The sequence below is a fragment of the Mycobacterium sp. genome (genome assembly GCF_019247635.1).
In the GTDB taxonomy this organism is placed as follows: Bacteria; Actinomycetota; Actinomycetes; order Mycobacteriales; family Mycobacteriaceae; genus Mycobacterium.
The window spans coordinates 1-13,153 of the sequence record NZ_JAFBAR010000067.1 but is presented as its reverse complement, the minus strand read 5'-3'; the positions used below and the strand labels follow the sequence as shown (position 1 = coordinate 13,153).

Below are 13,153 nucleotides of genomic sequence, written 5' to 3'. Positions count from 1 at the left end.
GGGATGATGGGGAAGTGCCCGAGGACGCAACCGGATCGACCGAGCCGGTGACCACGGCGGCGGAGGCCGCAGGAACCGGGAAACCCGAAGCTCCCGTGCCGCCCCACAAGCCCTCAAGGCGGCTGCGGCTGCTGCTTTCGGTTGCGACGGTGGTGCTGACCCTCGACATCATCACCAAGGTGATCGCGGTCAAGCTGCTGCCGCCCGGTCAGCCGGTGTCGATCATCGGCGACACGGTGACCTGGCCTTTGGTGCGCAATTCGGGGGCGGCGTTCTCGATGGCGACCGGGTACACCTGGGTCTTGACGCTGATCGCGACCGGTGTGGTGGTCGGCATCTTCTGGATGGGTCGACGGCTGGTCTCTCCCTGGTGGGCGGTGGGCCTGGGAATGATCCTCGGCGGTGCGATGGGCAACCTCGTCGACCGGTTCTTCCGGGCGCCCGGGCCCTTGCGTGGACACGTTGTGGACTTCCTGTCGGTGGGTTGGTGGCCGGTGTTCAACGTCGCCGACCCGTCGGTGGTCGGCGGCGCCATCCTGCTGGTGGTGCTGTCCGTCTTCGGTTTCGATTTCGACTCTGTCGGCCGGCGTCAGGCCGATCGAGACTGATGACTGAACGGTCCATGCCCGTCCCGGAGGGATTGGCCGGCATGCGGGTGGATGCCGGGCTGGCCCGGTTGCTGGGGCTATCCCGGAGCGCCGCGGCGGCGATCGCCGAGGACGGCGGGGTTGAGCTGGACGGCGTGCCGGCGGGGAAATCCGACCGGCTGGCCTCCGGAGCGTGGTTGCAGGTGCGGCTGCCCGCGGCCCCGGCACCGCTGCAGAACACGCCCGTCGACATCGAGGGCATGACGGTCCTGTATTCCGACGACGACATCGTCGCTGTCGACAAGCCGGCGGCGGTGGCCGCGCACGCGTCGGTGGGGTGGACCGGGCCAACGGTGCTGGGCGGCCTGGCCGCGGCCGGTTACCGGATCACCACGTCCGGCGTGCACGAGCGGCAGGGCATTGTGCACCGTCTGGACGTCGGCACCTCGGGAGTGATGGTGGTGGCGCTCTCCGAGCGTGCCTACACCGCGTTGAAGCGCGCGTTCAAACAACGCACCGTCGACAAGCGTTATCACGCTCTGGTGCAAGGACATCCGGACCCGTCCAGCGGTACGATCGACGCGCCGATCGGCCGTCATCCCGGCGGTGACTGGAAGTTCGCGGTGACCACCAACGGCCGGCACAGCCTCACCCACTACGACACCGCGGAGGCCTTCGTCGCGGCCAGCCTGCTGGACGTGCACCTGGAAACCGGCCGCACCCACCAGATCCGAGTGCACTTCGCCGCGCTGCATCATCCCTGTTGCGGCGATCTCGTTTACGGTGCCGATCCGAACCTAGCCAAAAGGCTTGGCCTGCAACGTCAATGGCTGCATGCACGGTCGCTGGCGTTCGCGCATCCGGCCGACGGGAGGCGGATCGAGATCGTTAGTCCGTACCCGGACGATCTGCAGCACGCGCTGGACGTCTTGCGCGCCGAGAGGTAGGGAAGCGCTGGAATGTCCCGGTCGGCTGGGCGCGCCCGGGATGGATGTGCCTTTTGTCTGAACTCGTAGCAAAGACTCGAATTGGCTTGAGTGGCATATCTTTTGGCCCGGGCGGTGACACGGCGCGTTGCCGCCGGAAACCGGACAAAAGTGTCGCCTCGGCCAGGAACGCGTGTGACCGATGGGCGTTACATATGCGAGAGGCTGCTCTCACCCGATGCGATGTCTCCGGCCAGCGGGGCGACGACGCCGATTATTTCGGCGACGGTCTCCGCCGGAACTCCGGCCGCGGCCAGCGCGTCACCCAGGTGCCCTGCGACCAGGCCGAAGTGGTGCATAGTGATTCCGCGGCCCTGGTGCACCTGCTTCATCGGTGCTCCGGTGTAGGGTTGCGGCCCGCCGAGGGCCGCGGCAAAGAATTCCGCCTGCTTGCCCTTGAGGCGGCTCATGTTGGTGCCGGTGAAGAAACCGCTGAGTTGGTCGTCGGCCAGCACCCGCACATAGAAATCTTCGACGACGACCTCGATGGCCTCGTACCCGCCGATCCTGTCGTAAATGCTCACCGTCTGGGGCTTGCGAAAGCGTGACCGTATTCCCATCGCGAAAGGCAACCATCCCGCGATTGCCTATCCGTTAGAGCGCAATCACAGTCGGATTAGATTGTGTAACAAGCTGATTGCGGTGTTCTCAAACAGCGGGCTACTTGCCGGTGCGTTCGCGGTGCCGGCATCCCGGCCAGCAGCATGGCCGGCGCTTGCCTTCCTCCAGCTCCTCGAGGGTTCGGCGGATGCGGCGCTCCCGCGTGGTCTGCTGCTTGGCATCCTCGACCCAGCAGATGAATTCGTTGCGCGCCAACGGGGTGATGTCTTTCCAGGCCGCGAGCGCGGTGTCGCTGCCGATCAGCGCCTCGCGCAGTTCTGCCGGGAGCTTGTGCACGGCCCCGCCGGGCACTCGTTGGCCGCTCATGGGGCCAGGGTAGCGGCGCCGGATAAGACCAACCTGCATCCACTCGTTGACTGATGTCATAGGTTGGCTCTATGGCCTGCGTCACACCCTCGTCATCAGGAGCTGCCACCGATGAATCTTGGTGATCTAACGAACTTCGTCGAGAAGCCCCTCGCGACGGTGTCAAACATCATCAACACGCCGAACTCGGCCGGGCGATATCGGCCCTTCTATCTGAGGAATCTGCTGGATGCGGTGCAGGGCCGGAAACTCGGCGATGCGGTCGACGGCAAGGTCGTCCTGATCACGGGCGGGTCGTCGGGTATCGGCGAGGCGGCGGCGAAGAAGATCGCCGAGGCCGGCGGCACGGTGGTGCTCGTCGCGCGGACGTTGGAGAACCTGGAAAAGGTCGCCGGCGAAATCCGGGCGGAGCGCGGCGATGCCGCCGCGCACGTGTACCCGTGTGACCTGTCCGACATGGACGCCATCGCCGCGATGGCCGATCAGGTGCTCGACGATCTGGGCGGTGTCGACATCCTGATCAACAACGCGGGCCGGTCGATTCGGCGTTCGTTGGCGCTGTCCTACGACCGCATTCATGACTATCAGCGAACCATGCAGCTCAACTACCTCGGCGCCGTCCAGCTCATCCTGAAGTTCATTCCCGGGATGCGCGAACGCGGCTTCGGGCAAGTCATCAACGTCTCCTCGGTCGGCGTGCAGACCCGCGCGCCGCGATTCGGCGCCTACATCGCCAGCAAGGCCGCGCTGGACAGCCTGTGCGATGCGCTGCAGGCCGAGGTCGTCAACGAGGACGTCCGGTTCACCACCGTGCACATGGCGCTGGTGCGGACCCCGATGATCAGCCCGACCACCATGTACGACAAATTCCCGACGCTGACGCCTGAGCAGGCGGCGGGGGTGATCACCGACGCGATCGTGCACCGGCCGCGGCGGGCCAGCTCACCCTTCGGGCAGTTCGCCGCCGTGGCCGACGCCGTCAACCCGGCGGTGATGGACCGGGTACGCAACCGCGCGTTCAGCATGTTCCACGACTCCGCCGCCGCCAAGGGCAGCGAATCCGCTTCCGACACAAAGGATTCCGAGAAATCCGAGGATGCCGGGGATTCTCAGAAACTCGACAGACGAAGCGCGACGTTCCTGCAGGCCACCCGAGGGATCCATTGGTGACATCATGAGTCTCCCGAAACCGACCAACGACACCACTGTTGTCATCACCGGCGCCTCGTCGGGCATCGGCGCCGAGCTGGCCCAGGGCTTGGCCCGCCGCGGCTTCCCACTGTTGCTGGTGGCGCGCCGCCGCGAGCGCCTCGACGAACTCGCCAACGAGGTGGGCAAGGAATACTCGGTGGGAGTCGAGGTTCTGCCGGCCGACCTCAGCGACCCCAAAGGCCGTGCGAAACTGGCCCACCGGCTTCGCGCCGAGCCGATCGCCGGTCTGTGCAACAGCGCCGGCTTTGGCACCAGCGGGGTCTTCTACGAGTTGCCCTTGGAACGCGAGAGCGAAGAGGTCACGCTCAACGCGCTGGTGTTGATGGAACTGACTCACGCGGCGCTACCCGGAATGGTCGAGCGCGGCGCCGGTGCGGTGATGAACATCGCCTCGATCGCCGGGTTCCAGCCCCTTCCTTTCATGGCGGTGTATTCGGCCACCAAGGCTTTCGTCCAAACGTTTTCCGAGGCCGTCCACGAGGAGCTGCACGGCACCGGGGTGTCGGTCACGTGCCTGTGTCCGGGCCCGGTGCCGACGGAGTGGGCCGAGATCGCCAATGCCGAGCGGTTCAGCATCGGCGTCGCCCAGGTCTCGCCACACGACGTCGCCGAAGCTGCGATCGCCGGGATGCTTGCCGGCAAGCGCAGCGTGGTGCCCGGCGTCGTACCCCGGGCCGTCAGCGTGGGCGGCAGGTTGGCGCCGCGCAGTCTGCTGCTGCCAGCCATCCGGATCGGCAATCGGCTGCGCGGCGGACAGGGGCGTTGATGGCTGCCGTCGAACTGACGGCCGACGTGCCGATGAGCCCGCACGACATGTGGGACCACGTATCGGACCTGTCGGACCTCGGCGACTGGCTCGTCATGCACGAGGGGTGGCGCAGCGAGCTGCCCGACGAGATCACCGAGGGCACGGAGATCGTGGGCGTGGCGCGTTCGAAGGGCTTGCGCAACCGTGTGACCTGGACGGTGACGAAGTGGGATCCGCCGCACGAGGTCGCGATGTCAGGATCTGGCAAGGGAGGCACGAAGTACGGCGTCTCGCTGACCGTGCGGCACGCCGAAGACGGGTCCAGGCTCGGTCTGCGCCTCGAGCTGGGCGGTCGCGCCCTGTTCGGGCCCGTCGGCTCTGCGGCGGCGCGGGCCGTCAAAGGCGATGTGGAGAAGTCGCTGCGAAACTTCGTCGAGCTGTACGGCAATCAGTCCTGAGACACACTTCGCGACACGCCCAAAATACGTCGGTGGTCAGTCATAGACTGGCGTCCCTATGACCGGTCCGTCTGCTTCTCGCGCGAGCGCTCGTCACGAGTCCTCGTTCGTCCACCTGCACAACCACACCGAGTACTCGATGCTGGACGGTGCCGCGAAGATCACGCCGATGTTCGCCGAGGCCGAGCGGCTGGGAATGCCCGCGATCGGGATGACCGACCACGGAAACATGTTCGGCGCCAGCGAGTTCTACAACGGGGCCACCAAGGCCGGCATCAAGCCGATCATCGGGGTCGAGGCCTACATCGCGCCCGGTTCTCGTTTTGATACCCGTCGCATCACCTGGGGTGATCCCAGCCAGAAGGGTGACGACGTGTCGGCCAGCGGCGCCTACACCCACCTGACGATGGTGGCCGAGAACGCAACCGGTCTGCGCCACCTGTTCAAGCTGTCCTCGCTGGCGTCCTTCGAGGGCCAACTCGGCAAGTGGTCACGCATGGACGCCGAACTCATCGCCGAACACGCCGAGGGCATGATCGCCACCACCGGCTGCCCGTCGGGCGAGGTTCAGACCCGGCTCCGGCTGGGGCACGAGCGCGAAGCGCTGGAGTCCGCCGCCAGATGGCGGGAGATCTTCGGCGCCGACAACTACTTCCTCGAGCTGATGGATCATGGGCTGAGCATCGAACAGCGGGTCCGGGAGGGCCTACTCGAGATCGGCCGAAAGTTGGGCATCCCGCCGCTGGCCACCAACGACTGCCACTATGTGACACGCGACGCCGCCCACAATCACGAGGCGCTGTTGTGCGTGCAGACGGGCAAGACGCTGTCGGACCCGACGCGCTTCAAGTTCGACGGCGACGGCTACTACCTCAAGTCGGCCGCCGAGATGCGGCAGATCTGGGACGACCAGGTTCCCGGTGCCTGCGATTCCACCCTCCTGATCGCCGAACGGGTGCAGTCCTACGCCGACGTGTGGGAACCGCGCGACCGGATGCCGATCTTCCCGGTGCCGGTGGGACATGACCAGGCATCCTGGCTGCGGCACGAGGTGATGGCGGGACTGCAGCGACGGTTTTCGTCCGGGGTCGGGCAGGACTACCTCGACCGGGCAGAGTACGAGATCAAGGTCATCTGCGACAAGGGCTTCCCGTCGTACTTCCTGATCGTCGCCGACCTGATCAACTATGCGAGGTCGGTCGACATCCGGGTCGGGCCGGGGCGTGGTTCGGCGGCGGGTTCGTTGGTGGCCTACGCGCTGGGCATCACCAACATCGATCCCATTCCGCACGGTTTGCTGTTCGAGCGCTTCCTCAACCCGGAGCGGCCGTCGGCGCCGGACATCGACATCGACTTCGACGACCGTCGTCGCGGTGAGATGGTGCGCTACGCCGCCGACAAGTGGGGCCATGACCGGGTCGCCCAGGTCATCACCTTCGGCACCATTAAAACCAAAGCGGCACTGAAGGATTCGGCGCGGATCCACTACGGGCAGCCCGGTTTCGCGATCGCCGACCGGATCACCAAGGCGCTACCGCCCGCCATTATGGCCAAGGACATTTCGCTGTCCGGGATTATCGACCCGGCCCACGAACGGTACAAGGAAGCCGCCGAGGTCCGCGGTCTGATCGAAACCGACCCCGATGTGCGCACCATCTACCAGACGGCGCGCGGGCTGGAAGGCCTGATCCGCAACGCCGGCGTGCACGCCTGCGCGGTGGTCATGAGCAGCGAGCCGCTGACCGAGTCCATCCCACTGTGGAAGCGACCGCAGGACGGGGCGATCATCACCGGCTGGGATTACCCGTCGTGCGAGGCGATCGGCCTGCTGAAGATGGACTTCCTGGGTCTGCGAAACCTCACGATCATTGGCGACGCGATCGAAAACATCAAGGCCAACAGGGGAATTGACCTCGACCTGGAATCGGTGCCGCTGGACGACAAGCCCACCTACGAGCTGCTGGGCCGCGGCGACACCCTCGGTGTGTTCCAGCTCGACGGCGGGCCGATGCGCGACTTGCTGCGCCGCATGCAGCCCACCGAGTTCAACGACATCGTCGCGGTCCTGGCGCTGTACCGGCCGGGGCCGATGGCCGCGAACGCCCACAACGACTATGCCGATCGCAAAAACAACCGGCAGGCCATCAAGCCGATCCACCCGGACCTCGAGGAACCGCTGCGCGAGATCCTTGCCGAGACCTACGGCCTCATCGTCTACCAAGAGCAGATCATGTTCATCGCCCAGAAGGTCGCCTCCTACACCATGGGCAAGGCCGACGCGCTGCGCAAAGCGATGGGCAAGAAGAAAAAGGAAGTGCTGGAGGCGGAGTACAAGGGCTTCTGCGAAGGCATGACCGCCAACGGCTTCTCCGAGCGCGCGGTGAAAGCGTTGTGGGACACCATTCTTCCGTTCGCCGGCTACGCGTTCAACAAATCGCACGCCGCCGGCTACGGCCTGGTGTCCTACTGGACCGCCTATCTGAAGGCCAACTACCCCGGCGAGTACATGGCCGGCCTGCTGACCTCGGTCGGCGACGATAAGGACAAGGCCGCCGTGTACCTTGCCGACTGCCGCCGACTCGGGATCACCGTGCTGCCGCCGGACGTCAACGAGTCGGGTCTGAACTTCGCCTCGGTAGGAAACGACATCCGCTTCGGCTTGGGCGCGGTGCGCAACGTCGGCTCCAACGTGGTGGGTTCGCTGATCCAAACCCGTGGCGATAAGGGCAAGTTCGTCGATTTCTCGGACTACCTGAACAAGATTGACATCTCGGCGTGCAACAAGAAGGTCACCGAGTCGCTGATCAAGGCGGGTGCCTTCGATTCGCTGGGGCACGCGCGCAAGGGCCTCTTCCTGGTGCACACCGACGCCGTCGACTCGGTGCTGGGCACCAAGAAGGCCGAGGCGATGGGACAGTTCGACCTGTTCGGCGGCTCTGATGGGGAAGGCGCCGGGGACGCGGTATTCACCATCAAGGTGCCCGAAGACGAATGGGAGGACAAGCACAAGCTGGCGCTGGAGCGGGAGATGCTGGGCCTGTACGTGTCCGGCCATCCGCTCAACAAGGTGGCCCACCTGCTGGCCGCGCAGGTCGACACCGCCATCCCGGCGATCCTCGACGGCGATATTCCCAACGACGCCCAGGTGCGCGTCGGCGGCATTCTGGCTTCGGTGAACCGGCGGGTCAACAAGAACGGAATGCCTTGGGCTTCAGCGCAATTAGAGGATCTCACCGGTGGTATCGAGGTGATGTTCTTCCCCCACACCTACTCCAACTATGGCGCCGAGATCGCCGATGACGTGGTCGTGCTGGTCAACGCTAAAGTCGCGGTCCGTGACGACCGGGTCTCGTTGATCGCGAACGAGCTTGTGGTGCCCGACTTTTCCCACGCCCAGCCCGACCGGCCGTTGGCGGTCAGCCTGCCGACCCGACAGTGCACCTTTGACAAGGTCAGTGCGCTCAAGCAGGTCTTGGCGCGCCACCCCGGTACCTCGCAGGTGCATTTGCGCCTGATCAGTGGGGACCGGATCACCACGCTAGAGCTGGACCAGTCCCTGCGGGTAACGCCCTCGCCCGCGCTGATGGGAGACCTCAAGGCGCTGCTCGGCCCGGGGTGCCTGGGCGCTTAGCCGCTGGCCGTTTCGCCCCCTGTCGGCGAGCGTGCGCAGTTGCACAGGATTTACGGTGTGTCGCCGGACCGACACGCACGCTCGTGAGTGGTTGCCGGGCGATGCGACGGGTCAGCCGGCGTGCCTAAAGTGGTGGCATGCCGCTAGAAGGTGAATACGCACCCAGCCCCTTGGATTGGTCCCGCGAGCAAGCCGACAAGTTCGTCGAATCCGGCGGAACCGAGGCCGCCGATCTGGGGGGCATGCCCATCGTCCTGTTGACCACCATCGGAGCAAAGACCGGTAAGCTCCGCAAGACCCCGCTGATGCGCGTCGAGCACGACGGCGAGTACGCGATCGTCGCCTCGCTCGGCGGCGCCCCGAAGAACCCGGTCTGGTATTACAACGTCAGGAAGAACCCCCGCGTCGAGCTGCAGGACGGCACCGTCAGCGGTGATTACGACGCCCGCGAGGTGTTCGGCGACGAAAAGGCCACCTGGTGGGGCCGTGCGGTGGCCGCTTATCCCGACTACGCCGACTACCAGACCAGGACCGAGCGCCAGATTCCCGTGTTCGTGCTGACCCCGGTGAGCTGATCGGCTCCTCGCCCGGCATGGCACCATTGACCGGTGTCCGCCGAACCGAGCCAGAACCCGAGCACCTTGCCGCCGCCGCCGCTGTGCGCCGGTGACATTGACGGGGCGGCGAAGCGGATCGCCTCGGTGATCACGCCGACACCGTTGCAGCTCAGCGACCGGCTGTCGGCGGTCACCGGTGCGGCGGTCTACCTGAAACGCGAGGATCTTCAGGTGGTGCGCTCCTACAAGCTGCGCGGCGCCTACAACCTGCTGGTGCAGCTATCCGCCGAGGAACTGGCCGCGGGCGTGGTGTGCTCCTCGGCGGGAAATCACGCGCAGGGTTTCGCTTACGCATGCCGGTCGTTGGGCGTGCGCGGCCGCGTCTACGTGCCCGCCAAAACACCCAAGCAAAAGCGCGATCGGATTCGCTACCACGGCGGGGAGTTCATCGAACTGATCGTCGGCGGCTCGACCTACGACCAGGCGGCGGCGGCCGCGATCGATGACGTGCGGCGCACCGGCGCCACGTTGGTGCCGCCGTATGACGACGTGCGCACCATGGCCGGCCAGGGCACCATCGCCGTCGAGGTGCTCGAGCAACTGGGGACCGAGCCCGACCTGATGGTGGTGCCCGTCGGCGGCGGCGGCTGTATCTCGGGCATTACGACCTACCTCGCGGAGCGCACGTCCACAACCGCGGTGCTGGGCATCGAGCCGGCGGGCGCCGCCGCGATGATGGCCGCGCTGGCCGCGGGGGAGCCGGTGACCTTGGAGCATTGCGACCAGTTCGTCGACGGCGCCGCGGTGAGCCGGGCCGGGACGCTGCCGTATGCCGCCCTGGCCGCCGCCGGTGACATGGTGTCGATCACCGCCGTCGACGAGGGCGCGGTATGCACCGCGATGCTCGACCTGTATCAGAACGAGGGCATCATCGCCGAGCCGGCGGGCGCGTTGTCGGTGGCCGGCCTCTTGGAAGCTGAGGTGGAGTCAGGATCCACGGTGGTGTGCCTGATCTCGGGCGGCAACAACGACGTGTCCCGCTACGGCGAGGTGCTGGAACGCTCGCTGGTCCATCTCGGCCTCAAGCACTACTTCCTAGTCGACTTCCCCCAGGAGCCCGGTGCGCTGCGCCGCTTCCTCGACGAGGTACTTGGCCCCAACGACGACATCACCCTGTTCGAGTACGTCAAGCGCCACAACCGCGAGACCGGCGAGGCGCTGGTCGGCATCCAACTCGGGTCGGCGGCGGATCTGGATGGCCTGTTGGCGCGGATGCGGACTTCGGAGATGCACGTCGAAACCCTGCACCCCGGTTCGCCGGCCTACCGCTATCTGCTGCTCTGATTCTGTTTTTCTGGCGCGAGCGTGCGCAGATGTACGGGTTCTGCGGCGTGTCGCTGTGCCGACACGCACGGTCGCGCGGGAGGTGACCCAGCTCGAGGCGCTAGGACAGGTACGACGGCAGCTGGATAGCCGGGTCGAGATCGCTTGCGGGCGTTGGCGTTCCGGCGGTAAGGCGCAGCGGGATCACCCCGGCCCAGTGCGGCAGGGTCATGTCTTCGGGATCGTCGGCCGGGCCGGCGTTGCGCACCTTGGCCGAAACTTCGAGCAAGTGGAGGGCGAGCACTGCGGTGGCGGCAAGCTCACGCGCGTTTGGGGTCCGGCAATCGGCGGCACGCCCAGGTTGGATGTGATCGAGCAGGGCATGTAGCGCTTGCAACTTCTCAGCCGGGTCGTCGACGACGCGCGCCGTTCCCATCACGACCACCGAGCGGTAGTTCAGTGAGTGATGCATCGCCGATCGGGCCAGTACCAGCCCGTCGACCAGGGTCGCGGTAACGCACACCGGCAGGCCGGACAGCTTGGCGGCGAGCATCGGACCGCTGCCGGTCGAGCCGTGCAGGTAGAGCGTTTCTCCGGAGCGGGCGTGTGTCGTCGGCAGCACCACCGGCTTGTCGTCGGCGAGGTAGCCGAGGTGGCAGATCAGCGCCTCGTCGAGGATGCGATGCACGGTCTGGCGGTCGTAGCTCGCGCGTTCCCGGTAGCGGGTAGGCGTGGTTCGGGGTGTGGGGTGGTATGCAGGTTCCATTGTCCGTTGTTCTAGTGCATAATGACTGCTGTGCCAGTACAATATACGATATCCGGCGCGGGGGCAGAGTCGATAGCGGCCAGCGTCGAAGAGGCCATCTCGACGGGGGCCCTGACGCCCGGCGAGGCGCTTCCGCCAATCCGCGGGATTGCCGGGCAACTCGGCGTCAATGCCAACACCGTGGCGGCGGCCTATCGACTGCTGCGCGATCGTGGGGCGGTGGAAACCGCGGGACGGCGTGGCACGCGAGTTCGGGAACGGCCGGCGACCACGCCCCGGTCGTTGGTCGGGCTCGGCGTTCCCGCGGGTGCCCGCGATCTGTCGACGGGAAATCCGGATCCCGAGTTGCTGCCGATCGCACGGGCCGGGCTGCGGCGAGGGCCGAAAACGCCGCTGTTGTACGGGCAGCCGGCGATGTCGCCCGAGCTGGTCGGATACGCGCGGCGCATCCTCGCCGCAGACGGGGTGCCGGCCGACCATCTCGCGGTGACCAATGGTGCGCTGGACGGCATCGAGCGGGCGCTGACAGCGCATTTGCGTCCGGGCGACCGGGTGGCTGTCGAGGATCCGGGCTGGGCTAACCTGCTGGATCTGCTTGCTGCGCTTAGACTTTCGGCCGAACCAGTGCGGGTAGACGACGACGGACCGGTTGTTGCCGACATGGCCCGGGCGCTGGGCCGCGGTCTGCGGGCGGCGGTCATCACCAGTCGCGCGCAGAACCCGACCGGCGCGGCGGTCTCCGCCCAACGCGCCGACGAGCTGCGCGGGATGCTGAGTGACCACGGCGACCTGCTGCTCATCGAGGACGACCATTGCGCGGACGTCGCCGGCGCGCCGCTGCACACGCTTGCCGGATCGACCAGCCATTGGGCGTTCGTGCGGTCGGCTTCCAAGGCGTACGGTCCGGATTTGCGGCTCGCGGTCCTGGCGGGGGACCACCGCACGGTCGAACGGGTGCACGGCCGATTGCGGCTTGGACCCGGCTGGGTGAGTCACCTGCTGCAGGATCTCGCGATGGACCTGTGGTCGGACGACGCGGCGAAGCGTCTGGTCGGGGCTGCCAAGCAGCGATATGCCGACAGCCGCAACGGTTTACGCACGGCACTGAGCGAACGCGGCGTCACCGCACGCGGCCGGTCCGGGCTGAACGTCTGGGTTCCGGTGCCCGACGAGACGGCCGCGATCACCCGGTTGCTGAGCACCGGATGGGCCGCCGCGCCGGGAAGCCGATTCCGGATTAGTTCCCCACCGGGGATGCGTATCACCATCGCTGACCTGGCCGCCCACGAGATCGATCCGCTTGCCGACGCGGTGGTCGAGGCGGTGCGGGGCAGCGGGCGTTCCAGCGTTTAGTGGCGCTCGCGCAACCAATCAGCACGTCCCGACCGGCAGCACCGACTCGTCGTTGGCGCGGAAGATCGGCTCAAGGGGCACGGCGAACCGTTCGGCCATGTCGGCCAACGACTTTGCCCACACCCGGTCGGCCTGCGAAATCGGGCCGCGCCCGGGTCCGGTCAGCAGGAATGCCACCGTGACGCCGGGCTGGAAGTCACAAAGCGTGGTGCGTAGTGCCGACATGAGATTCTTCAGGATTCGGGCCTTCGGTCTTGGACTCATGGCTATCTGGCTGAGCGCCTTGATCAGCCGACGGTCCGTCCCGACGAAGCCGAACCACAACAGCCGTTGATCGAATCCCAAGGGCCGCATCAGGGCACGCCACCGCTGCCGAAGGTCGGAAGCTGAGTGCACAGGATCGGTGGCGGTGTCCATGGGCGGAACCGGTAGCAGATCGACATGATTCATGCGCGAATCATGGGCGGCCGACTCGGCTACGGCCAGTCAGTTATCCACAACCGGGCCAAGCCGCTTCGCGCAGATGCGCGTTTAGAAGTAGTTGTAGTCGATGTCAAACAGCGGCCCGAAACCGACCTTGTAATTGCCGGTGAGGCCGACGCCGA

General features: G+C 66.4%; 13 protein-coding genes. 9 read left to right on the top strand and 4 right to left on the bottom strand.

From position 1 onward, the window contains the following. Positions 1-14 precede the first annotated feature (14 nt). A complete protein-coding gene (gene lspA, locus JO236_RS09465) occupies positions 15-608 on the top strand; it encodes a signal peptidase II (protein ID WP_293327826.1) in 594 nt (197 codons plus the stop codon). After that, entirely contained in the window at positions 608-1,534 is a 927-nt protein-coding gene (locus JO236_RS09460) for an RluA family pseudouridine synthase (RefSeq protein WP_293327824.1), read from the top strand. The genes lspA and JO236_RS09460 overlap by 1 nt, the downstream gene beginning before the upstream one ends. Positions 1,535-1,722: 188 nt before the next feature. On the opposite strand, the gene JO236_RS09455 is transcribed toward JO236_RS09460, so the two are convergent. Then, a complete protein-coding gene (locus JO236_RS09455; RefSeq protein WP_293327822.1) occupies positions 1,723-2,133 on the bottom strand; it encodes a group I truncated hemoglobin in 411 nt (136 codons plus the stop codon). A 100-nt stretch (positions 2,134-2,233) separates the two neighbouring features. Beyond that, on the bottom strand, positions 2,234-2,500 hold the full coding sequence (locus JO236_RS09450) for a YdeI/OmpD-associated family protein (protein ID WP_293327820.1): 267 nt from the start codon (positions 2,498-2,500) through the stop codon (positions 2,234-2,236). A 111-nt stretch (positions 2,501-2,611) separates the two neighbouring features. Between JO236_RS09450 and JO236_RS09445 the strand changes: the two genes are divergently transcribed. From JO236_RS09445 to ilvA, 6 genes are all read left to right on the top strand, one after another. Then, entirely contained in the window at positions 2,612-3,670 is a 1,059-nt protein-coding gene (locus tag JO236_RS09445) for an SDR family NAD(P)-dependent oxidoreductase (protein WP_293327817.1), read from the top strand. Positions 3,671-3,674: 4 nt separating this feature from the next. Continuing rightward, complete coding sequence (locus JO236_RS09440; RefSeq protein WP_293327815.1) at positions 3,675-4,478, top strand: SDR family NAD(P)-dependent oxidoreductase; 804 nt, start codon at positions 3,675-3,677, stop codon at positions 4,476-4,478. Further along, positions 4,478-4,918: an SRPBCC family protein gene (locus tag JO236_RS09435; protein ID WP_293327812.1), complete on the top strand. Its 441-nt coding sequence runs from the start codon at positions 4,478-4,480 to the stop codon at positions 4,916-4,918. The genes JO236_RS09440 and JO236_RS09435 overlap by 1 nt, the downstream gene beginning before the upstream one ends. A 58-nt stretch (positions 4,919-4,976) precedes the next feature. Continuing rightward, positions 4,977-8,549 carry a DNA polymerase III subunit alpha gene (gene dnaE / locus JO236_RS09430; RefSeq protein ID WP_293327809.1) on the top strand — a complete coding sequence of 1,191 codons (3,573 nt, stop codon included), beginning with the start codon at positions 4,977-4,979 and terminating at the stop codon, positions 8,547-8,549. Between the two features lie 137 nt (positions 8,550-8,686). Next, complete coding sequence (locus JO236_RS09425) at positions 8,687-9,124, top strand: nitroreductase family deazaflavin-dependent oxidoreductase (protein WP_293327806.1); 438 nt, start codon at positions 8,687-8,689, stop codon at positions 9,122-9,124. A gap of 33 nt (positions 9,125-9,157) precedes the next feature. Continuing rightward, positions 9,158-10,450 carry a threonine ammonia-lyase gene (ilvA, locus tag JO236_RS09420; protein WP_293327804.1) on the top strand — a complete coding sequence of 431 codons (1,293 nt, stop codon included), beginning with the start codon at positions 9,158-9,160 and terminating at the stop codon, positions 10,448-10,450. A 100-nt stretch (positions 10,451-10,550) separates the two neighbouring features. Here the strand turns inward: ilvA and JO236_RS09415 are convergent, their stop codons facing one another. After that, positions 10,551-11,195, bottom strand: a complete 645-nt coding sequence (locus JO236_RS09415; RefSeq protein WP_293327802.1) for a pyridoxamine 5'-phosphate oxidase family protein — start codon at positions 11,193-11,195, stop codon at positions 10,551-10,553. Positions 11,196-11,225: 30 nt separating this feature from the next. Here JO236_RS09415 and JO236_RS09410 point away from each other — a divergent pair, with 30 nt between their 5' ends. Further along, positions 11,226-12,548 (top strand): aminotransferase class I/II-fold pyridoxal phosphate-dependent enzyme, encoded by a 1,323-nt coding sequence (locus tag JO236_RS09410; RefSeq protein WP_293327800.1) that lies wholly within the window; start codon positions 11,226-11,228, stop codon positions 12,546-12,548. 18 nt (positions 12,549-12,566) lie between these two features. Here the strand turns inward: JO236_RS09410 and JO236_RS09405 are convergent, their stop codons facing one another. Further along, on the bottom strand, positions 12,567-12,998 hold the full coding sequence (locus tag JO236_RS09405; protein WP_293327797.1) for a hypothetical protein: 432 nt from the start codon (positions 12,996-12,998) through the stop codon (positions 12,567-12,569). Between the last annotated feature and the right edge of the window lie 155 nt (positions 12,999-13,153).

What these genes read in the sequence shown, in the direction of transcription:
- JO236_RS09460 (WP_293327824.1), top strand. Translation starts at nt 608, where the DNA reads ATGACTGAACGGTCCATGCCCGTCCCGGAGGGATTGGCCGGCATGCGG.
- JO236_RS09455 (WP_293327822.1), bottom strand. Translation starts at nt 2,133, where the DNA reads ATGGGAATACGGTCACGCTTTCGCAAGCCCCAGACGGTGAGCATTTAC.
- JO236_RS09450 (WP_293327820.1), bottom strand. Translation starts at nt 2,500, where the DNA reads ATGAGCGGCCAACGAGTGCCCGGCGGGGCCGTGCACAAGCTCCCGGCA.
- JO236_RS09445 (WP_293327817.1), top strand. Translation starts at nt 2,612, where the DNA reads ATGAATCTTGGTGATCTAACGAACTTCGTCGAGAAGCCCCTCGCGACG.
- JO236_RS09440 (WP_293327815.1), top strand. Translation starts at nt 3,675, where the DNA reads ATGAGTCTCCCGAAACCGACCAACGACACCACTGTTGTCATCACCGGC.
- JO236_RS09435 (WP_293327812.1), top strand. Translation starts at nt 4,478, where the DNA reads ATGGCTGCCGTCGAACTGACGGCCGACGTGCCGATGAGCCCGCACGAC.
- dnaE (WP_293327809.1), top strand. Translation starts at nt 4,977, where the DNA reads ATGACCGGTCCGTCTGCTTCTCGCGCGAGCGCTCGTCACGAGTCCTCG.
- JO236_RS09425 (WP_293327806.1), top strand. Translation starts at nt 8,687, where the DNA reads ATGCCGCTAGAAGGTGAATACGCACCCAGCCCCTTGGATTGGTCCCGC.
- JO236_RS09415 (WP_293327802.1), bottom strand. Translation starts at nt 11,195, where the DNA reads ATGGAACCTGCATACCACCCCACACCCCGAACCACGCCTACCCGCTAC.
- JO236_RS09405 (WP_293327797.1), bottom strand. Translation starts at nt 12,998, where the DNA reads ATGAATCATGTCGATCTGCTACCGGTTCCGCCCATGGACACCGCCACC.